We start from the raw sequence: 21,356 nt of genomic DNA, 5'->3' as shown, positions 1-21,356 counted from the left end.
TACGCGATCGGTCGTGGTTGTTGGGTTTCGCGGTCGCCCAACCGACATCAAACAAATTTGTCAGTCGATCGGCGTTAAAACAGTTTACAGAAATACGGCTCATCTTCATGCATCGTTTTCTGCTTTTTACACCAGAACTGCGACGATTCTGTCCTCTGGCTTGACGGTGGGTTATGGCTGTACCTCACGGGTCTGAGAACTGCGATCGTGAAAATTATCGACGATCCGATCTCCGATCGCGCATGTCGGATTTCAAACTCCGCTTCGACAAATAATCGTATAGCCAGCGATACCGTTCCGAATCTCGATCGAACCCGGCTAAATTTTCAAGAGATGCTCGCCAATCATCTCCTTTAAACATCCAATGGTAGTGAATTGAGACCACCTCATCAAAGCTTTCAATTCGATCGGATTCTTGTAATTGAGATTGCTTGTGTAGCGGATAGTTATAAGTTGGAGAAAGAGTTGAAAATTTAATATTTTTTGAGGCGATTGTAGCAGCTAAAGTTAGCTGATCTAAATGAAAAATTCCTGACTCTGGAATGAGTTGATGTGCCATGGCTATCTTAAAGTTTTCTAGCCAAGCCGAAAAAAGCCCTGACTCTTTTCTGGCTGCAATCATTCCCGAATTCCAATATCCGCGTATTTTCTCTTTTTCGACTGTCGTTTCAACCCAAATTTCGCGAGTCATTCCAAAGAGAGCGTCAAGTTTTTGCCAATAGTCGTCGTTGCGATCCTTCTTCCCCGTCGAACCGAGATTTTTGCGATCGACCGGACGAAGTGCAGTATCGCAATCGGGAGATAAAATCAATTCTTGAGGCTCCCGAAATATAACTTGATCGCTATCTAAAAAAACTAAAATCTCGGTATTAATATTCTGTTCGCCGTACGCACAAACAAAAACTTTATTGGCGATTGGATAGTAAGTGTAATCGGTGTTGAGAATTATTTTTTTATGAACAACTCCTAATTCTTGAAACTTTTCTAATATTTGAGATTCGATTTCATCTCCTGCCCGAGGTTGAACGCTATAAATTGGAGCATCTTTAAGTTTGCCGCCAAAGCAACGAAGACTTTCGGCTAAAAGAAGAGATTTTTCCGCTAAATCCCCCGATTCCGTACAAATTAGAAATGCAATTGAACTGACCATTCCCTAAATTTTTCCTAAAAAAGTCGGGTATTTCACACGCAAACGCTACAATACCCGTAGATTAAATAGAACGCTTCCATTCCATCCCTTACCCCGATCGCATCCCCTCCATTATATTCAGGGTAAGTAGGGAAATCCGAATGCGATCGGACGGACAATCCCAACGCCAGAATCCGCAGCGATCGCCCAAAATCAGAACTTAGGACTCTCAATTGAGAACGACTGTATCACCCGATCCACATCAACTTACCTGACTCAGACTATGACTGTATTGGAACAAGGCAATATTACGATCCATACCGAGAATATTTTTCCCATTATCAAGAAGTCTCTCTACTCAGATCATGAAATCTTCTTGCGGGAACTCGTTTCAAATGGGGTCGATGCGATCGAAAAGCTGAAAATGGTTTCCTACGCTGGAGAAATGAGCGGGGAAATTGGCGAGCCGGAAATTATCATCAGCATCGATAAAGAGAAAAAGACGCTTTCTATTAGCGATAACGGCATTGGCATGACTGCCGACGAGGTTAAAAAGTATATCAACCAAGTTGCCTTTTCCAGTGCTGAAGAATTTATTGAAAAATATAAAGGTGGTGCCGACCAGCCGATTATCGGTCACTTCGGACTCGGTTTCTACTCTTCCTTCATCGTCGCGTCTCAAGTAGAAATTGATACCCTATCCTACAAAGATGGCGCGCAAGCGGTTCATTGGACTTGCGACGGATCGCCCTCGTTCCAACTCGAAGAATCCGATCGCACCACCCGAGGAACCACCATCACCCTGACCCTCCAAGGGGATGAGGAAGAATATCTCGAAGAAGCGCGGATTAAGCAACTGGTGAAAACCTACTGCGACTTCATGCCCGTCCCCATTAAAATGATGAAGGCAGCCGAACCCGCAGCTAAAACCGAAGGGGAAGAAGAAACGACTGCGGAACCTAAAGAAACCCTAGAAGTCGTCAACCAGCAAAAATCCATCTGGCGATCGTCCCCTCGCGATCTCAAAGACGAAGACTATCTCGAATTCTATCGCTACCTCTACCCTTTCCAAGAAGAACCCCTTCTCTGGGTGCATCTAAAAACCGACTATCCCTTCGACATCAACGGCATTCTCTACTTTCCCAAACTCAAACCCGACGTGGATGTTACCAAGGGAAATTTGAAACTGTTCTGCAACCGGGTATTTGTCAGCGAGCACTGCGAGGAAATTATCCCCCAATTCTTGCTCCCCATGCGCGGGATTATCGATAGTCCCGACATTCCCCTGAACGTTTCCCGCAGCGCCTTGCAGATGGATCGTACGGTGCGCAAAATCGCCGACTTCATCGCCAAAAAAGTGGCCGATCGCCTCAAAGCATTGTACAAAGAAGATCGCAGCCATTACGTCAAGTGCTGGAAAGACTTGGGAACTTTCGTTAAATTCGGCTATCTGAACGATGAAAAGTTCAAGAAACAAATCGAAGATATCATCATCTACCGCACCACCGCCGACTTAGCCCCCGCAACAGAGGAGAAACCCGCCGTCCAGGTGGAAACCGAAGCCGGGGATGCTTGGGAAGATGTTACCCCCACCGACGAAGCGGCGACAACCGACGAGAAAGGGGATTCTTACACTACCCTCGAAGAGTATTTGGAGCGCAACAAAGAGCGTCAGGAAAATCGGGTTTTCTATTGTACCGAACCGGCTTCCCAATCGACATATGTGGAACTGCATAAGGCTCAGGGGTTAGAAGTGCTGTATCTCGATGCTTTCATCGACACCCACTTTATCAGCTATCTCGAGCGCGATCGCTCCGAGGTGAAGTTCTCTCGGGTGGACTCGGAACTCGACGACACCCTTTTGGATAAGGAAAAAGAAGCCGAAATCGTCGATCCCAAAACCAACAAAACCCGCAGCGAACAAATCAAAGAGCTTTTCGAGAACGCTCTGGGCAAACCCCAAGTGACCATCCGCACCGAATCCCTCAAATCCGAAACTCCCCAAGGCGCGCCACCAGCGATGGTATTGCTGCCCGAAGCCATGCGCCGCCTGCGAGATATGACGGCTCTGCTGCAACAGGAAACCGCTCTATTTCCCGACGAGCATATTTTGGTGGTGAATACCGCCCACCCGATGATTCAGAATCTGGCAAACCTGAGTCAGAGCAGTATCCTCCAAACAGAAGGGGTGTCTCCCTCGGGAGAATTGGCAAACTTGATGTGCCAGCACGTCTACGACTTTCCTCTGATGGCCCAGAAGGCCTTCGATGCCGAGAGTATGAAATCTTTTGTGGATCGATCGAATCAGGTATTGACCCGTCTAACCGATAGCGCCGCTAAGTAACCTCGTACTGCCTGCTGCTGACAAATGGGTCGATCGAAGTGCAAGCATCTCGCTCGCACTTCGATCGATTGCAGATTATCGTTGCGGTTCTCGTATCCGGCTTGTGTGGTTTGATATGATGGAAAGTCGGGCGATCGATATCCAAACTTCATCCCCAAGTTCCCATCCCCCCTAAGAAATTAAAATCAGGAGATTTTCATGGGTCGAAAATGTCAGCTTACCGGCAAGAAAGCCAATAATGGATTTGCCGTATCCCACTCCCACCGCCGATCGCACAAACTCCAGCACGCCAACTTACAGTGGAAGCGCGTTTGGTGGCCTCAAGGCAATCGCTGGGTTAGACTGAGACTGTCTACTAAAGCGATTAAAACCCTAGAAACCAAAGGGCTGTCGGCGATGGCAAAAGAAGCGGGACTGAATTTAAATAAGCTATAAAGTTGGGATGTTTCCCCGTTTATGGGAATCCAAACCGATCGGCTTTATCTGCCAAGCTTGGGGAACGTACCACCGTGCGTTCCCGTCTTTTTTTCGAGGCGTTGGAAATCCGGAAAATTCAGTGTTTTTAGATTTGCCTCCCTCTCGCAAAAAGGATGTGGATCGCCCAAAGGTAGAAGACTCATCTTGACAAGAAGCACCTAAAAAGTTAGAGCGGGGGCGATCGCTTTCCCAAAAAAAGTGGGTATCCTAGTGAATATGCCTTGCACCCAATCGCAAAAGTGATTGCACTCAAAGGTGTTTGTAGGCTAAGACAAAATTAGGTTCCTATAAAAACCGTTCCTGTCGTCTTGAGTTCGTGTCGTTCGCATCTGCCGAGGAGTTATGGCAAAGCACAAATTTATTACCATGCTTCAGCGCCGGTTGAGACATACCCTGAAGCTCTGTAACCGGGCGATCGCCAAGCGCCTGCGGAAGCTGCTGCGTCCGGTCTTTGCCGCATTTAATCGGCGATCGAACCCTCGCGCTGGATTTGTCCTCCCAACAGCGGCCTTGCTACTGTTAGTGGTGTCTTTGGTGGTGGGCGCGATCTTGATCCGGACTCTCAACCGAACAGAGCAGGTGGTGAACGAACGTCAAGAAAAAGTTATTTATAATGCTGCCACTCCAGCAATTGACAGGGCAAAAGCAAAAATCGAATTTCTCTTCAATAACGATCCTCGGCTACCGAGTGGGGTTCCCTCAGAGGACGTACTGTGGTCGATGATGCTCGACGATGGAAGTGAAAATACCGCTCCTTTGGGAACCGATCCCTATACCTTACCTGGTGAAACCCGCCTGGAGATCGGCGGTCAGAGTGCCAACGCCTGGTCTTTCCAAAGCGATAGCGATGGCGATGGGGAAGACGATACCACGATTGCCTACTCGATTATCTGGCGACTGCCCGCAGGATCGGATGCCCAGGATCAAATCGAACAAATTCTCGATCAAACAGACGACGTGCTCAGGAGTAGGGCGCAGGCATTAGCAGTGCGGAACGGACCGTTTGCCAGTGTAGCGGAAGCGGGTTGCGACATTCAGGGTAACGCGATCCCCATTGAAAAAGGCTTCTTCAAAGATCGGCAAAGCAGTGGGATCTTGCGAAAAAATTTCCAAATCGATGCCTTTGCCATCTCCAATACCGACGATCGCGGTACGGTAACAACCCTGGAGCTACAACAAGACCGACAAGCCGATCGCGGCAATAAGTTTGGAGCCTTGTTTCGTTACGACTTAGAAGTGGCTCCCGGTCAAGAATTTAAGTGGAACGGCGCAATGCAAACTGACGGCAGTTTGCTCGTGGGAAACCGCCAATTTCGAGGTTATTTAATTAGCTCTCCTAAGTCTTGTCTCTATCAAGCTGGCTCTGATACTTCTGCCATTACCTCTCCTAGCGGTCAGAATTCAGCATTTCAGGGGCAGATGATGAGTGCCAATCTAAACGGAGACAACGTGGTGAGTCGAGACAATTTCTTCCACCTCTATGGAGAGGACAAAGCGACCGTAGACGAGAAGGCAGGTCGAGGCTCCGTTGTTGAGAGGGAAAAGGTTCGATTTAGCTCCGATACAGATTCAGTCAAAGCTGGAATTAAACCATCCCAGATTTCTCTCGATCCTATTAAACTCTTTACGACGGGTGAGTCGGCATATCAGTCGACCCTGACTCCCGATGCGATCCGAGATGAAAATTGGTCGACCACTGATTTTGTCAAGGAAGAAAGAATGGTAGGTAACCCTTCTCAAACTTCCTTCGAGATCGATGACTCTTACCGTGCTGACGATCGATACGGTCCTTCCCCCGTCTACGATGAAAAAGCAGGCTTAAGTTTGCAGCAACTTGGGACGCAAAATGGCGACCCGATCTCCGGTCAGGAGAAATTAACGACCTTCACTCCCGTGGCTGCTAATCTCAGTGCCGACCGAACTGAGTTGGGCTTGGACGGTTACTGGGAACGTCGCGCCTGGCGCGAAGGGATGCGGGTTATCGTCGGACAGCGGCTGGAGTTGGGGAACGATCCCCTACCCACCCCCGTTGACTACCGAGGGGAAGACCTCAATAACACCCTCAGGAGGGCTAATCGCAATAATGCCGGTCGAGAGCACGAAACCCTACAGCGACGCTCTTTGCGGGATAACTTAGCAGCGGTGCAAACCACGGCAATTTACCATCATGCCTCAGGTCCAACAGATGAGAGCGATCCTCCCGTAGCGGCTATTATCAGTACCGTTCACCCCGGTACCTCAGAAACCCTCAAGCGCAGTTCGACGTTCGAGCAGATCGATGAATTTGGCACACAGGGAGCTGGTATCTTTGCTGGCACCTTTGGGGACAACCCGAACGAAATTCCCATCGACTTTTTCACCGGACGAGGAACAAACGGATGGGAAATCGACTTTCAGAACAATTACTTTACTGATGCCAACGTCCAGACAGCCTTAGAAAACCTGGCTAATTTTTCCGGCGATGATGATGGCGCGTTCCCGCCTTTGCAGGAGAACGGCGGGAACATCATTCACCCATACCCGGAACTGACCAAGTGGGGCAATTTCTCGAACTTAAAACGAGCGTTAGGTCCCGATGGAAACGGTAGTATTGCCGACGAATCCTACCAACATACGGCCTCTCTCACCTTGGGAATGTTGGCCTACAACCTTGCCTATCTAGAGGCTTACAATTACGGTAATGCAAATAACCGACGAAATCATCTCAACGAGATCGATGCGATCTTGGAGCAAACCTTGACCGACCCCATTACGGGAACGGCTAGAACCGATCCAGATGGATTGCAACTAGGAGCAACACCGGAAGAGTACGTGGCGGCGATCGCCACAGCCGAGCCAGATTTAGAAGACATCGCACGGTTGCTCTCCCTCAAAGAGCAAACTAATCGCGATCGAACCTTTGGTTTCCGAGCTTCGCCAACCACTCTAGGCGAATTTAAATATACAGTACAGTTCCTCAAAGATGAATCTGCAAGTGGTGGAACGGATGACTCCTTTACCTATGGAGGAATTAAGTACGACGCCTTAACAGCGGACACTCCGCCATCGAGTGGAGGAAGTTCGCCCATCGAAACGAATCATGCCTACTTCACGTGTGATTTCAGTAACACCCCAGGAAACGGAAATAACTTTTTCGGTTTTGGACCTCCAGCAAATATTGCAACCGAACAAAAGTTCATCCGTTTAGCAACGGCCCTGTGTGGCGTTAACGAAGATACCAATGGCAACGGAACTCTAGACAATGCCAACGAAGATTTAAACGACAACCAAACCCTCGATTCGGTCAAATATCCTTCCCTGTTCTACCTGTTCCCCAAAGAAAATCACGATCGCAAAGGTGCAGGAGCGATCGCACAACCAACAACGCCAAGAACCGGTGACTACGCTGTCGATCGATACTTAACCGACAACAATATTCCCAATGCTCAATTTGTTGCTCTCGAGCCGCTAGATATTATCCTCCAACCCAAAGCCATTGCCAATTGGAATTTACCCGTCGACCGCATCGGAGCTAATCCCCCCCCGCAATGCAATAACGATGCCACGGCAACGAACCCGAATACCAATTGCGGCAAACTCAGCCTCATTTACGACGGCACAGACTACTACCGATTGGCATTCAAAGATAGTGCCTTTTTCAACGGTCGCGAAATGATGAACGTCCGAGCGCTGAATTTGGACTTGGAACTGCTGAAGGAAAACGAAACCCCTAACGGCGACTTTTGGCTTGCTGCCGGTGACGACAGCGAGTCGGTTCAAATGGAAGGTGGTATCGTCTACGCTTTCCGAGAAGATGCCATTCGCGAAGATGCGATCGCTCGTCCCCAAGGGGGAACCTGCAACAGCTTTCAAGATTTTACGAACGGAAATTGTCGTTCCGATGCCACCGATCCGATCGATCCGGCCGTGAGCGGTAACGGCATCAGTCCAAAGCCCGTCGATTACTATCCCGATCCCGATCGACGTCCCGACGGATTCCGACTGACGAACGGCGAAGATATCTCCCGCGATGCAGCCGGAGGACAGACTCAGTACGGCATTACATTTGTTTCCGATAATCCCGCTTACTTGCAGGGCGATTTCAACTGCCACGGCTTCGGCTCCTGCAACAACCCGATAGAAGAGTTCCAAACAGAGCTGCCCGATGGTTTTACCCCACAGGATTTCTACAGAAGAACGAATTTAAACGACAGCTTTGCTCGCGCTGAGGAAGGAGATACCTGGCGCTTTAGCGAGTTCCTCGTCGATGCGATGACCCTGCTTTCGGATAACTTTTGCGAGGGTAGTCTAGAAGACGGCTTCCTAATCGCCAGTCCGAATGTTGGCAACCCAACCCTGCCGACCGAACTGAGAAGTTTGGGAAGATCGGCAAATGCGAACCTGAGCGATGTGTACGGCTGTGCGAATAACAGAGAAGTATACACCTCCTACACGAATCAAAACCGCCCCCAGAACCCGTTGACGACCAATTTTGAATGGCTTCGGGAGAATCCGGCCGATCCCGCCTCTCCGATTAAAATCTCTGCCAATGGCAACCCGGAAACCTACGATCCGACCGATGCCGCCCCGCTCTCGACCGCTATTGACTATAGCGGAACGTATCATCAATTTACCGCCAGCTTTGCTGGTGCGGGTGGTGACGATCAAAAACCGATGAACGTCGCCACCCTCCAGAAAGTGAACGCCGTCATCATCAGCGGGATCGTCCCGTCCCAAGCGGGTCAAACCTATGGCGGGTTACACAACTTCCCCCGATTCATCGAAGATTGGTTAACCGGTTCTCAAGCGGCTAAAATTAGTGGCTCTCTCATGCAGTTCAACTTCAGCACCTATGCAACGGCTCCCTTCGACCAAGATGCTTGGGAACCGGATCTACCAGCTCAGCTTGGCGGACCGATCATTCACTACTACCAGGCTCCTCAACGTCTGTGGGGTTACGATGTGGCCCTACAATACGTTCAGCCCGGTCCTATCACCAGGCGCTTAGTTAAACCCAGTCCTTTTCGCAGCGAGTTCTATAGCGAACTTCCCCTCGACGATCCCTATATTTTGAACTTGCGCTGTTCTACGGACGAGAACGGTGCGATCGATCCTCGCGCCCAAGAAAATGGAGAATGTTAGCGACCGAGCAATTTCTTCTAAGGAGACAAAAATGTACGAACCCATGAATCAATTGAAAAAACAACTTAAAATTCTGGGAACGGCTCGACCCTCAGAGGAAGGGTTAACACTCATGGAGTCTCTGATCGCGGTTGTGATGGTATCGGCTGTGGCTGTTGCCATTACCCCCCCCATTTTTCTATCGGTAGCGACCCGAGTTCAAAATCGTCGGGCAGAGCAAGCCCTGCAACTGGCTCACGGTCAAATCGATCAGGTTCGAGTGCTCGTGGAACAAGGCCTCGATGCGAGTAATATCGAACAACTTCCCGCACTAGCTGCGGGTGCAGCCAGTTTGGATGATGTCAATCCTCCCGGTAGCGAGTACTCAGCGCTGCAATCGACCAACTACAGTTGCTCTGACTACGATGTAAACCCCAAGCAAGTGCCAGTCAATCAGGCTTTACCCATTGATATTAATGGTGACTGCGAAGCGGACTTCTTCGTGCAAACGTTTCGATATAAGGATGTGGAAGGCCCGATTACTCCTGGAGTTCCGATCGTGTTCAACATGGGAGTCAGAGTTTATTACAGAAATGCAGAGTTACAAAATGCAGAAAAAAAACAGGCTTCGTTAAAACTGACAACAGGAGAAGGCCAACAAAGAACTCATCCTTTAGCGGTCATGTCTACGGCGCTAGCTCAAGGAGATAAAGATGGTTCCTTAGATGGCTATCGCCAGTTTTTAGAATAATCAGTTGATGGTTTGCATCGATTTAAATCCATGTAATATTTATCGGAGCGCTGGGTTGAAATGAAGCGAAAACTCATGTCTTTTAAATACATAAAATTTTTTTTGACTCAATTCGGGCGATCGTCCTCAAAACAGAAACAGTCTGGATTTACATTGACCGAGCTGTTAGTTTCGATTATCATTGCTTCTCTGATTGTGGTGGGATTGCTGAGTTTAGTTGTGGAATTGCTCACAACAGATGCTCGAGAAACGGCTCGCACCGAAACCCAGCGCGAGATGCAAATGGCACTGGACTATATCAGTACCGATATCCGAGAAGCCGTTTACGTCTATGACGGTCAGTGTTTGGTCGGTCAAAATAACTGTTCGGGAATTTTCGCGCAACAGTACGTTCCCGTTCCCCAGAATAGCGTCCCCATTCTTGCTTTTTGGAGACTAGATCCTTTACCCGATGCGCTTATAAACCAGTGTGCTACTTCCACTGCCGAGACTCCGCTCAGGGTTGGCAATCAGACAGTTCCTTGCCTGCAAGGGCGGATGTACACTCTCGTGGTATACCACCTGACGAGACAGGAGGAAGGCAAAGCTTGGCAAGGCTTAGCACGAATTCAGCGCTACACGTTGCCCCAATTCGATCGGAGAGGACAGGTCGTTACGGGATATGCAGATCCCACTGATGCAACAACATTTGTCAATTGGCCTTTGGATGATGATGGTCGTTCTGCTGCCAATGGCTCCCCCAATCTTCAAGGTCGCATCCATACGTTAGTCGATTTCGTCGATAGTAGACCGATGAACGAAATTCCTGAAATTCAGGATACGAGTCCGGAAGTCAACTGTCCGCCCAATTATCAGCTAACTCCCAGCGACGAGATCTTGGCAGCGCAGTCATTCCCGCAAATGCGTAATTTCTATGCCTGCGTCCTCTTGCCCGCACAATTTAGAGTCCAACAGTCCACGGGAGCTTTCAATCAAAAAGTGATTCTCTTTATTCGAGGGAACGCCAAAGGTAAGCCGGGCATTGATACGGTAAACGAAGGATTTATGCCGACCATTGCCACTCAAGTTCTCAATCGAGGGGTACGGAATAAAGCTCCCTCACAGTAATCTTAGCTTACAGTAATCTTACTCGATCGGCTCATTGGAATGGGAGGCAAATTTATGTTAAGGCAACGAAACCCGAGAGATACGGTTGCTGGCTTTACGATCGCAGAAGCCCTAGTAGTTGTCGTCATGGCGGGGATTTTGGCAGCGATCGCCGCTCCGAGTTGGCTGGCTTTTCTCGATCGAAAGCGAGTTAGTTCCGCCCAAGACCAAGCCCTACAGGCAATGCGATCGGCTCAAGCCAAAGCCATTCGGCAAAAACAGACTTGGGAAGCTGGCTTTAGACAAGAAGGAGATCGCATCCAATGGTCTGTTCACATTCCCTCAAACAATCCTATATGGCAAGATTTGCTAGATGGTGACTCCAATACCGTAAAAATTTTGGAGAGTAGCAACCTCGGAAGTCAATGCACTGCCGAAGCGAATTACTGCGTCCGCTTTCAAGATCGGGGAAGTCTTGATGAAGAGTGGTTTGACGCACAAGGGGGGAACGAGCCGATCGGTCAAATTACGTTTACGACAGTCAACGATAGCGAAGGTCCCAAGCGCTGCGTTGTTGTTGCCACCATCCTGGGATCTCTTCAAACTGGCAGAGATGATGACTGCAATTAAGGACAACAATGCCACGGGGCGATCGACTACTCTACACTCCCAGCTAACTTTTGCCCCAAGCGAGGTTCCGTTCCCTCGAGCAATCGCTGGATATTCGCCCGATGGCGGAAGACAATATACACCGCCGCTGCTACTCCGAACAAGCAATAGGCTAAAGGCTGATGGGTGAAGAGCATCAGTGCCAAAACCCCGATCGCCGCCAACATGGAACTGAGGGAGACGATGCGGAAAATCGCCAACACGATCGCAAAAATTCCCAATGCTCCCAATCCCACCGGCCACGCCATCGCTAGCAATACCCCCAAGGCACTGGCCACAGATTTTCCCCCTTTTGTCAGATTGGGATCTTTCGTTTTGAGTATTAGCCAAATGGATTGACTGTGTCCGAAGATTGCCGCAATACCAGCTAAAGTCACCATCCACGGTAACCAGCTTTCTGGATCGACGGAGTTAGGAATAAAAGGTGCAATCGCCGATCGGGAGTAGCATCCGCGCACCAGAACGATCGCCGCCACCGCTTTGAAAATATCGATCGCCAAAGTCAATATTGCCGGCCCTTTCCCCAGAACTCGCAACACGTTCGTTGCTCCGGTGGAACCCGAACCCTGCTGGCGAATATCAATTCCCTGCAACCCCCAACCCAACCAATACCCCGTGGGTGTGGAACCTAGCAGGTAGGCGACAATGAGTAAAAGCCCGTTGGCACTTAACCACAACACCATAAGATAATTTTATAAACTTATAACGATCCCCACTATTGTAATGGGGATTGGTTGAAGCTACTGTTGTGGCACGGCAACGATTTGCTGCCTGTTGGGAAGCCAACCAAATTTTGCAAATGCGAGTGGGAAGTCCAGTTCAAATCGGGATTCTAGACGACTATCGAAAATGACGGTCGAAACGACATTGGCAACGACAGCAAAAACGACAGTGGCATCGGAAGGTCTACAAGAATAGCTGTAACTATGGTGACTGTAGCGGCTGCTATACCGATGTTGAGTGTGGTGATTTTGGTGATTGTGGCAAGTGTGGCGCTGGGTATCGATCTCTGTTCGAGTGCGGATTGTGGAAGTTGCGGATAATATCGAAGCGTGAACCAGAAACAGAAAATCAAATGGGGGGCACTGAGCGTCGGAGTAGCGATCGCCGCAATTTTCCTAGGTTGGTACTTCCTCAAACCTCGCCCCGAACCGATCGCAATTGCCCGCGAGAAATGCGAAAGCGATGAAGAGTTTGTCTGGATTGAGGGAGGGGAATTCATTCGCGGCAGCGATGATGCCGAACGAGACTACGCTTATGAAATTTCGGCTGTTGCCGCTGCCGAAAGTACGGAATTAGTCGATCGCACCGAATCGAGATTGCGAAAACAAGGTTGGTTCGATCGCGAACGCGATCGCCAAGAACGAGATTTACCAGCATTTTGTATCGGTCGAAACCTGGTGACGAACGAGCAATATCAAACGTTCGTCCGTGCTACCGATTACCCCGCACCCGCTATTTCTGAGTTTGATTACCAACAGCAAGGGTTCCTCGTTCATCCCTATTCCACCGTCAAACCCTACCTTTGGAATCGTCAAACGTATCCAGACGGACAAGGACAGCATCCGGTGGTTTTAGTGTCCTACGAGGATGCGCGAGCCTATGCCGACTGGAAAGGACAACAAGACGATCGCACCTATAGCTTACCGAGCGCATTGGAATGGGAGAAGGCAGCGCGAGGTACGGACGGACGCTATTTCCCCTGGGGCAATCAATGGTATGCCGATGGAACGAATTGGGCGGGCAGCGAACCTCAAGGAAGCAGTGAGGTCGCCTTGTATCCTACCAGCCGCAGTCTTTATGGCGTGGAAGATATGGCGGGAAATGTCTTTGAATTTACCTCGAGCGTTTACCAAAGAGGATTGCAACGAGTCAGCCTTATGAAAGGCTGTTCCTGGGATGACTTACCGGGGTTTTGTCGCGGGGCTTACCAACACGCTCGCCCGATCGAATCGCGCCATATTCTGTTTGGATTTCGGCTAGTTCGCAAGTAAGTGTTCTCGCAAATAACGGGCCGCTTCGACTAATACCGAATCGGGAGATGGAAACCGGGTCGGATCGAGAAGATCGTACACTTCTTTTAATGCCCGATCGTCCGCTGCCTCGGACACCCCAAAATTCGCCTCGAAAACGGCAACATATTTGTCATTGACCTGAAGATAACTGGCAATCGCCCCCACATATTGCCGTTCTTTGAGATGTATTTGACCATCGACACTCGACATCTGACAACTAAAGCCCACGAGTAACAGTTTTTCTGCCACCGATAGCGAAGCGCTTAAAATTCGTAAATCTTCGGGTTTTCGATCGATTTTTTTCTGGCGAATTCCTTGCAAGACGGCTTGGATAAAAGAAGAGCGATCGCTTTTCGGGTCGATGATTCGATCGAGAACGGTTTGTAGCTGCTGCGTTTCTCGCTCTTCGAGCTTGCCATCCACAAATAACGTCCCTAGCAGCACCCACACCAGACAGGCTGAGAAAATATCCGTCCCGGTGACGCCTTCTCGATCGAGTTGAGATCCGGCGATTTGCCCCAAGAGCTCGATCGCTTCGGGATTAATCGGCACTCGCTGCATGAATTACTTTACCTATCTTTTGAACCATCATAAAACTAGTGGGACTTCAGCCACTAGAAAGATTACAAAATCCCGAGGCTTTCTGGGTCTTAGACGACCTAAGACTACAATCGTAGATCGACTGCCCAATATAAGCCTTAAAGTTCGATCGCCCAACCACGAATATGACCCAGTCTGCGAGTCCTTCCCCATCTGTCACCCCACTCAACTTTCGCGGCGCGTATCGCTGTCCGGCGTGCCGTCGCGGTCAAATTTCCGCACTCGTCCTCACGGAAGCTTTTGGCTGCAATACCTGCAACCATATCTTTACGGCCAACCTAGCGAAGCAATCGGTGCAAGTGGTGGATAGTTCGCCGCCACTTGCGTGGAGATGGAACGGTCGTAAATGGAAACCCACCCATCGGGATGTCGATCCTCTCAATGGATGGGTTTGGTGTTTGGCGATCGCGTTTGTTCTCTTGCCAACCTCGATCGTCGCTCTCGGGGCGTACGTTTTCCCCCCACTTCCCGATAGTGCCTGGGGCTGGTTTCCCCTCGCCTGGGCTGGGTTGACGTTGGGGGCACACTTTGCTTGCGTGGCATGGCTGGTGATGGAATACTACCAATTTCCAGCGATCCTATTTCTGCGCCTCGGTCAGCGACGCCTCAGTTCGACGGGGAATTCTCGTTTGCGGATGTAAAGCTCGAGCGATCGGCCAACCTATTGCGATGCCGAACCTCGATAAATCCGTTGCCGTTGTTCCGGCGAAAGCCAGGAGTCGTGGTTAGAGGTCCTGTTGTACGTCATCGTCTTATCGGTTGATGATGCAGATTCGGGTTCGAGTCCCAAAAGCCGCACCGATGGAGATTGCGAGAGCGTGCAACCCTGCATAGAAGCTTCTACAAATCCGTCTGGGTCAACGAAACCGTGGCGCGTCGGATCGTACTCTCGCACTTCTCCGGACTCGATATTGTAGACCCAAGCGTGTAGGTGCAGTCTGCCTTGATGAAGTCTAGAGTGAATGACTGGATACGTCCGCAAGTTTTCGATTTGGGTGAGGACGTTTTCGGCTACGGTCAGCTCTAACAGTTCGGAGCTTTCTAGATCGGGATAGTTATCTTTAATTAAGCGACGGGTGGCTTCGGCTTGTTTGAGCCAATCGTACACCAGCGGCATATCTTCTTCGAGTTTGCTGAGTTTGAGCAATCCTTTCATCGCTCCGCAATTGGAGTGACCGCAGACGATAATTTGCTCGATATCTAGAGCTTGTATTGCATATTCGACAGCGGCCCCTTCGCCGCCATTGGTCGCTCCGAAGGGTGGAATCATATTCCCGGCATTGCGGATGACGAACAGTTCGCCAACTTGCGCTTGGGTGATCAGGTTGGGATCGATTCGAGAATCGGAGCAAGTGATGAATAGAACTCTGGGGTTTTGACCGCGCGCGAGTTCCTCAAATAAAGCGTGGTGGGTACTGAAGTAACTGGTCTGAAACTGGTGCAGTCCACTAATCAGTTTTTTCATAGAACGTTTTCGACTCCCGAGGCGGATAGGTTGGCGATCGGGCACTCAGCCGGTTGAGGCTAAACCGATCGGGCGATCGCACCCTCACCCCGTCCCGGAAAACAAGCAACTGAAATGCCTTTTGATGCTAGATCTCACGTTTTCAAACGCGGTCGATCTAGTACTCTTAAAGACTTTAACAAAGTTTTAAGACTTTTCTAAAAAGTTGAGGAGATTTTTTCAGATGTCGAGCGTCATCGAAAGACTTATCCGAAAGCCGTTAACACCGTCCACCCATCAACGAGCAACAGCATCAACGTACAACCGAGTAAAATCAGGTACATCCACGGCTGGGCCAGGGGACGAACATCAGTGGTATCGATTCCCGTCCGAGCTTCCACCTGACGCACCAAGCGTGCAAATCCGGCCACTCGCGCGGGCAATAGATACCCTTGACTCGATTTATCGAGGAAATAGTACACCAATCCTCCCTGACCCGTAGAGCGTGGTTTGAGGGCTTGGATTTGGGTCCACGGTAGAAACCAGCCTTTGCGAAAAATTTGGGGAACCCACTTCGGATAAGTCACTTGAATTCCCCGATCGTCCAATAATACTCGCTCGCTGAGCGCTCCGTATAATGCAACGAATCCAATAGCGATCCCCACCCCTAAAAATTTTGGAGAGACGGGTGCGTGCGCGTGACTCGATAACGCCGGCAGGGGAAGGGTGAGGGCAACGTACAAACTTAGTAAAGTTATCCGAATGAGGGGGGAAATTCGATACAGCGTGCTTTCGAGAGGTTGGGGAGTTGGGGACACGGTCGTTGGGTAAAGCTAAAAAGTAAGAATCAACGAGAATTGGGACGCGATGGCAGCCTGCGTTCTGGTTCGGCACTCTACTTTAGATTGCCACATCCTAAATCCCTTGTAGATACCATCTCAGTTGGTGGTGCGCAGGGTCTACTTTTGTTACCAATTCTCGCTGACTTGCGAGGGTTAATCGAAGGCGAAATTCGCCTAATCTACAGAAGCCAGAACCTTCTGTTTCGATGCATGGGTTGACTCGTCCGAGATCGGGACTTCATAATTATTTACATTCTCTGAGGGTCTTTGAGGGTTACAATCCTTGTCAATGCTCTCAACGAGCTGAAGTCTTAGACGATCGCAAGGAATCGTATCGGAAAGAATTGCGCTAGCCATCATTCCCGTGTGAATCTCGAGCTGCCCCTCGCAGAGCGCTTCAAAAACTAGACGCTGTCCGGGAAACACAACACGCTCGAAGTACCAGTTCGGCACGTTGGTAATCCGGGCAATTTGGATCTGGCTGGTAGCGTTGACGTAGCAGCAAGTAATCGGATCGGCGCTTCCTAAAGGTAAGGGATCGAGGATTTGAGCCATAGCTATAAGTGGGTGATTTACCAGGTGAAACAATATTGATTGCTTGTTATATCCGCACACTAACATTTTGCGATCCCCACTAGCTGTAAAAGTGACTACCAAGTCAGCATTTCTACGGAGATAGCTGAAAAGTTAGAAGTCCGAAAAAAGCACGATATTTGGAATTTTTCGCCAAAAGATCGAAAAATTAATGGCGATCGGGTATTAAGAATCTCGTTCCGATTGAATATGACGAGTTAGGAGATCGATGGCGCGATCTCGGAGCGATCGGATCGACACGAACAAATCTCTCGCCGGGGCTGGGGATCGCCCGCCCGAGGGGCAAAGCGCCCATCAACTCCTAGAATAAATGGTATCTTAAAAGTTAAGTTATATAAAGATTTCGATATGACCAGCTCCCCGATCGTAAATCGAGTTTTATACGTTCGCCTTCCCTGTAATCCAATCTTTCCCATTGGAGTCGTCTATCTAGCCGATTTCGTTCGCAAGCAATTTCCGGCGCTCGAACAGCGCATCTTCGACTTGGGTGCAGTTCCACCTCTAGACTTTTCTCGGGCTTTAGATACCTGTATCGACGAGTTTCAACCCACCCTGTTAGTTTTTTCTTGGCGCGATATCCAAATTTATGCCCCTGTGGGCGGACGCGGCGGCAATCCCTTACAAAACGCTTTCGAGTTTTACTACGCCCAAAATCTTGCGGTGAAGCTGCGCGGGGCACTTGGAGGTCTGCGTTTGGCCGCATCCTACTATACCGAACTGTGGCGCAATTTGGGATTAATTAAACGGGGGTTGAAACGGGCGAGAAAATATCATCCCGAAGCCCGAGCGATTGTTGGGGGTGGGGCAGTGAGCGTCTTTTACGAGCAACTCGGACGCAGCCTACCCCAAGGGACGATCGTTTCGGTTGGCGAAGGAGAAGCCTTACTGGCAAAACTCCTGCGAGGCGAAGATATTCACAGCGAACGCTGTTACGTTGTTGGAGAAACCCAGCCTCGGAAGGATACGATCCACGAAGCCCCCACTCCGATCGAGAAAACCGCTTGCGACTACAACTATATCGAGAGTATTTGGCCCGAGTTCGACTATTACCTACAAGATCGCGACTTCTACTTGGGAGTGCAAACCAAACGCGGCTGTCCTCACAACTGCTGCTATTGCATCTATACGGTGATTGAAGGAAAACAAGTTCGCATCAACCCCGCTTCGGAAGTTGTTGCCGAAATGCAACAGTTGTACGATCGCGGCATTCGCAACTTCTGGTTCACCGATGCCCAGTTTATTCCCGCCCGCCGGTTTATCAACGATGCGATCGAACTGCTACAAAAAATTATCGATGCCGGGATGGACGATATTCACTGGGCGGCTTACATTCGTGCCGATAACCTCACCCCCGAACTGTGCGATTTGATGGTGAAAACGGGGATGAACTATTTTGAAATCGGCATTACCAGCGGTTCCCAGAAACTGGTGCGTAAAATGCGAATGGGCTACAACCTGCGCGTGGTTCTGGAAAATTGCCGGGATTTGAAAGCTGCTGGATTCAACGATTTGGTGTCGGTGAACTACTCCTTTAACGTCATCGACGAAACCTTCGATACGATTCGGCAAACCATCGCCTACCATCGCGAACTCGAACGGATTTTCGGGGCAGATAAAGTGGAACCGGCGATCTTTTTTATCGGGTTGCAACCCCACACCCATTTAGAAGAATATGCCTTCGAGGAAGGAATCATCTCCCCCGACTACGATCCGATGAGCTTGATGCCCTGGACGGCACGGAAGTTGCTGTGGAATCCCGAACCCTTGGGAACCTTTTTCGGGGAGATTTGTTTGGAGGCGTGGCAGCGCAATTCCGATGACTTCGGGCGCGAGGTGATGCAGATTTTAGAAGAACGGTTGGGTTGTGCCGAGTTGAGCGAAGCTCTTTCGGCACCGATGAACTCGCCCTCGAAACCGGAAGAAAAACAAGCCATTGGGGGCAGCGCGAGTGGGAAATCGTCTGGCGCCCTTATTGGCGGTCGATAAATTCATTGGTATCAGTTAAGCGCTCCATTTCCCATATCTTTACCCTTTTGTCCAAAATGTTCCGGAATTCTATATTTTTGGCATGTAGTTCTATACGATCGCCAATTTATAGCCCGATCCGACGGGTGACCCAAATTATAGGTTGGATGGTCGCAGGCGATCGTTACTAGTATCAGATACAGGCAAGCAGGAAAGTCGCCGATCGCCAAAGCTCGGCTCGATCGTTTCAATCCTTTCGCCATCGAGTGCAAAAACAACAATCATCGGTTATGGAGACCTCGTCAACCCAAGTGTTGCTAGGTTCGAGTTGCCGTTGTTTCTCTGTCGATACGATCGATTTCTAACTCACATTTCTCAAAACTCTTTCTTGAAAGTGCTAAGACTCTGAAAATTGCGATAACACCTCGAAATATCGATGATATTGCTTCAAAATTCAATTTCAGATTGATTATATTCTATTATAGAAACCTGGAGATTTAATTTATTAATTAGTTTTGGAAAGTCAGTATTTCTTACTAGCTTCTTGAGTTTTCTATCAAATTAGACAGAAATACTAAAATAGAATTTATAAAGTTTGAATTGAAACGCGATCGAAAATATTTTACTTTTGGGTGAAAGCTTTTAGATAAATTTAGGTGAATCGGCTTAAAGTGACTTCTGAAGCAATAAAATAAGAAACTAAACAAGATGAATACAAAAAAAATAGATGTATCTAATCTTGAATTCTCGATTCGCCTGAAACTGGGGATCGTATTATTTAGTTTTAGCTGGATCTGCAACCCCCAAACCCTCCTGGCCCAAATCCTTCCCGATGATACGTTACCCAACAATTCGAGCGTCGAAATCGAAGGCACACTACAACAAATTACTAGAGGAACGGTCGCGGGCGATAACCTTTTCCATAGCTTCGATCGCTTCAATCTCGAAACTGGTTCGACTGCCTATTTCGATAATGCCCTCACCATCAACAATATTATCGCCCGCATTACTGGAGGAGAAATCTCCAATATTGATGGGTTAATTCGAGCTAATGGAACGGCGAATTTATTCCTACTCAACCCCGCTGGAATCGTATTTGGGCCGAACGCAGCCCTTGACATTGGTGGGTCATTTGTTCCGAGTACCGCCGAGAGTTTGCTCTTTGAAGATGGCAGTCTTTATCATGCCGCCGAACCGCACAATTCTCCCCTACTCACCGTGAGCGTTCCCATTGGTTTGCAATTGGGTTCAAATCCCGGCAACATCATCGCTCGCTCTCGTGTCGCTCTCGATAGCAATCCCATCGGACTCGCCGTCCAACCTACCCAAACTTTGAGAGTTGTGGGGGGAAATATTGCCTTAGAAGGGGGATATCTAACGGCTCCCGACGGGGCGATCGATCTGGTCTCGGGCAGTAATGAAACGGTGATTTTTGATGCTCCGTTTTCGAGTTCTAATGCACCCATCGGAACGATTCAACTGACTCAGAACGCCAGTGTCAATACTAGTGGTTTGGGAGGAGGACGGATTCAAGTTCGCGGGGGAGAGATTTTTCTCGATCGAAATTCTCGCTTTGTCGCCGATACTTTTGGTTCCTTTGACGGTGGCGGTATTGAAATTGAAGGAACAACTCTGCGCCTACGAGACGGATCGTTTGTGTCCGCTTCTACTTTTGGCGAAGGAACCAGCGGCGGTTTGAGCGTTCGCACCGACTTACTTGAAATTACCGGAACGCGCCCGACAGACTTACTCTCAGAACTCGTCGCCGCCACGATCGATCCCCTGGCGTTGCGCGATGGACTGTACAGTATTAGTGCCGCCACTGGCAAAGCCGGAAATCTCTCCATCGAAACTCAGGAGTTGCGCGCCATTAACCAAGTTGGCATTATGACCACAACCTTCGTTGCTGGAGAGGGAGGAGACTTGACATTGGATGTTTTGGGAACGGCGCGGTTCGATCGATCTGTGGTTTTAGCCGGAACCGCAGGGATGGGAAATTCGGGCAATGTTACCCTGAGTGCTGGGGAGTTACGTTCCTTCGACAACACCTTTATCGGTGCGGTTACCAGTTCCACGAGTCAAGGGAACGGCGGAGATGTCACCATTGCTGCCGAGACGATCGAATTGAGAGGCGTACCGGGAGGGCAGCTATCTCCGGGCGGTTTCTTCAGTACCAGCCTTGGAGCAGGCGATTCGGGAAATCTGAGGGTGGATGCAGGTCAGATTGTCGTCGCCGATGGGATGCAAATTTCTGCATCGGCGGCTGGTGGGGGACGCGGTGGGAATCTCACCGTGACTGCCGAATCGATCGATTTGAGCGGTGCGTCCGAGGATGGACGA

18 protein-coding genes are annotated in these 21,356 nt (G+C 49.5%); 10 read left to right on the top strand and 8 right to left on the bottom strand.

All coding sequences use genetic code 11. From position 1 onward, the window contains the following. Window positions 1-214 precede the first annotated feature (214 nt). A complete protein-coding gene (locus IQ235_RS00090) occupies window positions 215-1,150 on the bottom strand; it encodes a GT-B fold glycosyltransferase domain-containing protein (RefSeq protein WP_264319460.1) in 936 nt (311 codons plus the stop codon). Between the two features lie 262 nt (window positions 1,151-1,412). Between IQ235_RS00090 and htpG the strand changes: the two genes are divergently transcribed. Continuing rightward, the gene (gene htpG, locus IQ235_RS00085) at window positions 1,413-3,473 is read left to right on the top strand and encodes a molecular chaperone HtpG (protein ID WP_264319459.1); all 2,061 of its coding nucleotides are present in this window, start codon (window positions 1,413-1,415) and stop codon (window positions 3,471-3,473) included. Here the strand turns inward: htpG and IQ235_RS00080 are convergent. Further along, a complete protein-coding gene (locus tag IQ235_RS00080) occupies window positions 3,434-3,625 on the bottom strand; it encodes a hypothetical protein (protein WP_264319458.1) in 192 nt (63 codons plus the stop codon). The two genes, htpG and IQ235_RS00080, sit on opposite strands and share 40 nt — an antisense overlap. A gap of 46 nt (window positions 3,626-3,671) precedes the next feature. On the opposite strand from IQ235_RS00080, the gene rpmB reads away from it, so the two are divergent. The 5 genes from rpmB (at window position 3,672) to IQ235_RS00055 (ending at window position 11,517) form a co-directional block, all read left to right on the top strand. Further along, entirely contained in the window at window positions 3,672-3,908 is a 237-nt protein-coding gene (gene rpmB, locus IQ235_RS00075; protein WP_264319457.1) for a 50S ribosomal protein L28, read from the top strand. Window positions 3,909-4,292: 384 nt separating this feature from the next. After that, window positions 4,293-9,071, top strand: coding sequence for a hormogonium polysaccharide biosynthesis protein HpsA (gene hpsA / locus IQ235_RS00070; protein ID WP_264319456.1), 4,779 nt, complete (start codon window positions 4,293-4,295; stop codon window positions 9,069-9,071). Between the two features lie 43 nt (window positions 9,072-9,114). Then, window positions 9,115-9,801, top strand: coding sequence for a hypothetical protein (locus tag IQ235_RS00065; protein ID WP_264319455.1), 687 nt, complete (start codon window positions 9,115-9,117; stop codon window positions 9,799-9,801). Window positions 9,802-9,876: 75 nt separating this feature from the next. Further along, the gene (locus tag IQ235_RS00060) at window positions 9,877-10,908 is read left to right on the top strand and encodes a PulJ/GspJ family protein (protein ID WP_264319454.1); all 1,032 of its coding nucleotides are present in this window, start codon (window positions 9,877-9,879) and stop codon (window positions 10,906-10,908) included. Between the two features lie 54 nt (window positions 10,909-10,962). Further along, on the top strand, window positions 10,963-11,517 hold the full coding sequence (locus IQ235_RS00055) for a hypothetical protein (RefSeq protein ID WP_264319453.1): 555 nt from the start codon (window positions 10,963-10,965) through the stop codon (window positions 11,515-11,517). A gap of 26 nt (window positions 11,518-11,543) precedes the next feature. Here IQ235_RS00055 and plsY read toward each other — a convergent pair whose 3' ends face one another. Beyond that, window positions 11,544-12,239 (bottom strand): glycerol-3-phosphate 1-O-acyltransferase PlsY, encoded by a 696-nt coding sequence (plsY, locus tag IQ235_RS00050; RefSeq protein WP_264319452.1) that lies wholly within the window; start codon window positions 12,237-12,239, stop codon window positions 11,544-11,546. A gap of 369 nt (window positions 12,240-12,608) precedes the next feature. On the opposite strand from plsY, the gene IQ235_RS00045 reads away from it, so the two are divergent. Continuing rightward, window positions 12,609-13,550, top strand: a complete 942-nt coding sequence (locus tag IQ235_RS00045) for a formylglycine-generating enzyme family protein (RefSeq protein WP_264319451.1) — start codon at window positions 12,609-12,611, stop codon at window positions 13,548-13,550. Here IQ235_RS00045 and IQ235_RS00040 read toward each other — a convergent pair. Continuing rightward, window positions 13,536-14,132 carry a tellurite resistance TerB family protein gene (locus tag IQ235_RS00040; protein WP_264319450.1) on the bottom strand — a complete coding sequence of 199 codons (597 nt, stop codon included), beginning with the start codon at window positions 14,130-14,132 and terminating at the stop codon, window positions 13,536-13,538. The two genes, IQ235_RS00045 and IQ235_RS00040, sit on opposite strands and share 15 nt — an antisense overlap. A gap of 164 nt (window positions 14,133-14,296) precedes the next feature. Here IQ235_RS00040 and IQ235_RS00035 point away from each other — a divergent pair, with 164 nt between their 5' ends. Next, the gene (locus IQ235_RS00035) at window positions 14,297-14,812 is read left to right on the top strand and encodes a DUF2396 family protein (protein ID WP_264319449.1); all 516 of its coding nucleotides are present in this window, start codon (window positions 14,297-14,299) and stop codon (window positions 14,810-14,812) included. A gap of 20 nt (window positions 14,813-14,832) precedes the next feature. On the opposite strand, the gene IQ235_RS00030 is transcribed toward IQ235_RS00035, so the two are convergent. The 3 genes from IQ235_RS00030 to IQ235_RS00020 form a co-directional block, all read right to left on the bottom strand. After that, window positions 14,833-15,636: a carbonic anhydrase gene (locus IQ235_RS00030; RefSeq protein ID WP_264319448.1), complete on the bottom strand. Its 804-nt coding sequence runs from the start codon at window positions 15,634-15,636 to the stop codon at window positions 14,833-14,835. A 245-nt stretch (window positions 15,637-15,881) separates the two neighbouring features. Then, window positions 15,882-16,433, bottom strand: coding sequence for a hypothetical protein (locus tag IQ235_RS00025; protein WP_264319447.1), 552 nt, complete (start codon window positions 16,431-16,433; stop codon window positions 15,882-15,884). 198 nt (window positions 16,434-16,631) lie between these two features. Continuing rightward, complete coding sequence (locus tag IQ235_RS00020) at window positions 16,632-17,012, bottom strand: DUF1830 domain-containing protein (RefSeq protein WP_264319446.1); 381 nt, start codon at window positions 17,010-17,012, stop codon at window positions 16,632-16,634. Between the two features lie 387 nt (window positions 17,013-17,399). Here IQ235_RS00020 and IQ235_RS00015 point away from each other — a divergent pair, with 387 nt between their 5' ends. Continuing rightward, entirely contained in the window at window positions 17,400-19,037 is a 1,638-nt protein-coding gene (locus IQ235_RS00015; protein WP_264319445.1) for a photosystem II high light acclimation radical SAM protein, read from the top strand. A gap of 135 nt (window positions 19,038-19,172) precedes the next feature. Here the strand turns inward: IQ235_RS00015 and IQ235_RS00010 are convergent, their stop codons facing one another. After that, window positions 19,173-19,301: a hypothetical protein gene (locus IQ235_RS00010; RefSeq protein WP_264319444.1), complete on the bottom strand. Its 129-nt coding sequence runs from the start codon at window positions 19,299-19,301 to the stop codon at window positions 19,173-19,175. Window positions 19,302-19,724: 423 nt separating this feature from the next. Here IQ235_RS00010 and IQ235_RS00005 point away from each other — a divergent pair. Next, on the top strand, window positions 19,725-21,356 hold a 1,632-nt coding region (locus tag IQ235_RS00005), incomplete at its 3' end, for a filamentous hemagglutinin N-terminal domain-containing protein (protein WP_264319443.1).

Source organism: Zarconia navalis LEGE 11467, from assembly GCF_015207075.1.
GTDB classification, from domain to species: Bacteria; Cyanobacteriota; Cyanobacteriia; order Cyanobacteriales; family Geitlerinemataceae; genus Zarconia; species Zarconia navalis.
The sequence above is the reverse complement of the archived record's forward strand: the minus strand, read 5'-3'. Positions and strand labels throughout refer to the sequence as shown.

What these genes read in the sequence shown, in the direction of transcription:
- htpG (WP_264319459.1), top strand. Translation starts at nt 1,413, where the DNA reads ATGACTGTATTGGAACAAGGCAATATTACGATCCATACCGAGAATATT.
- rpmB (WP_264319457.1), top strand. Translation starts at nt 3,672, where the DNA reads ATGGGTCGAAAATGTCAGCTTACCGGCAAGAAAGCCAATAATGGATTT.
- IQ235_RS00035 (WP_264319449.1), top strand. Translation starts at nt 14,297, where the DNA reads ATGACCCAGTCTGCGAGTCCTTCCCCATCTGTCACCCCACTCAACTTT.
- IQ235_RS00055 (WP_264319453.1), top strand. Translation starts at nt 10,963, where the DNA reads ATGTTAAGGCAACGAAACCCGAGAGATACGGTTGCTGGCTTTACGATC.
- IQ235_RS00060 (WP_264319454.1), top strand. Translation starts at nt 9,877, where the DNA reads ATGTCTTTTAAATACATAAAATTTTTTTTGACTCAATTCGGGCGATCG.
- IQ235_RS00080 (WP_264319458.1), bottom strand. Translation starts at nt 3,625, where the DNA reads ATGAAGTTTGGATATCGATCGCCCGACTTTCCATCATATCAAACCACA.
- hpsA (WP_264319456.1), top strand. Translation starts at nt 4,293, where the DNA reads ATGGCAAAGCACAAATTTATTACCATGCTTCAGCGCCGGTTGAGACAT.
- IQ235_RS00015 (WP_264319445.1), top strand. Translation starts at nt 17,400, where the DNA reads ATGACCAGCTCCCCGATCGTAAATCGAGTTTTATACGTTCGCCTTCCC.
- IQ235_RS00040 (WP_264319450.1), bottom strand. Translation starts at nt 14,132, where the DNA reads ATGCAGCGAGTGCCGATTAATCCCGAAGCGATCGAGCTCTTGGGGCAA.
- IQ235_RS00020 (WP_264319446.1), bottom strand. Translation starts at nt 17,012, where the DNA reads ATGGCTCAAATCCTCGATCCCTTACCTTTAGGAAGCGCCGATCCGATT.
- IQ235_RS00010 (WP_264319444.1), bottom strand. Translation starts at nt 19,301, where the DNA reads ATGATTGTTGTTTTTGCACTCGATGGCGAAAGGATTGAAACGATCGAG.
- IQ235_RS00090 (WP_264319460.1), bottom strand. Translation starts at nt 1,150, where the DNA reads ATGGTCAGTTCAATTGCATTTCTAATTTGTACGGAATCGGGGGATTTA.
- IQ235_RS00065 (WP_264319455.1), top strand. Translation starts at nt 9,115, where the DNA reads ATGAATCAATTGAAAAAACAACTTAAAATTCTGGGAACGGCTCGACCC.
- IQ235_RS00030 (WP_264319448.1), bottom strand. Translation starts at nt 15,636, where the DNA reads ATGAAAAAACTGATTAGTGGACTGCACCAGTTTCAGACCAGTTACTTC.
- plsY (WP_264319452.1), bottom strand. Translation starts at nt 12,239, where the DNA reads ATGGTGTTGTGGTTAAGTGCCAACGGGCTTTTACTCATTGTCGCCTAC.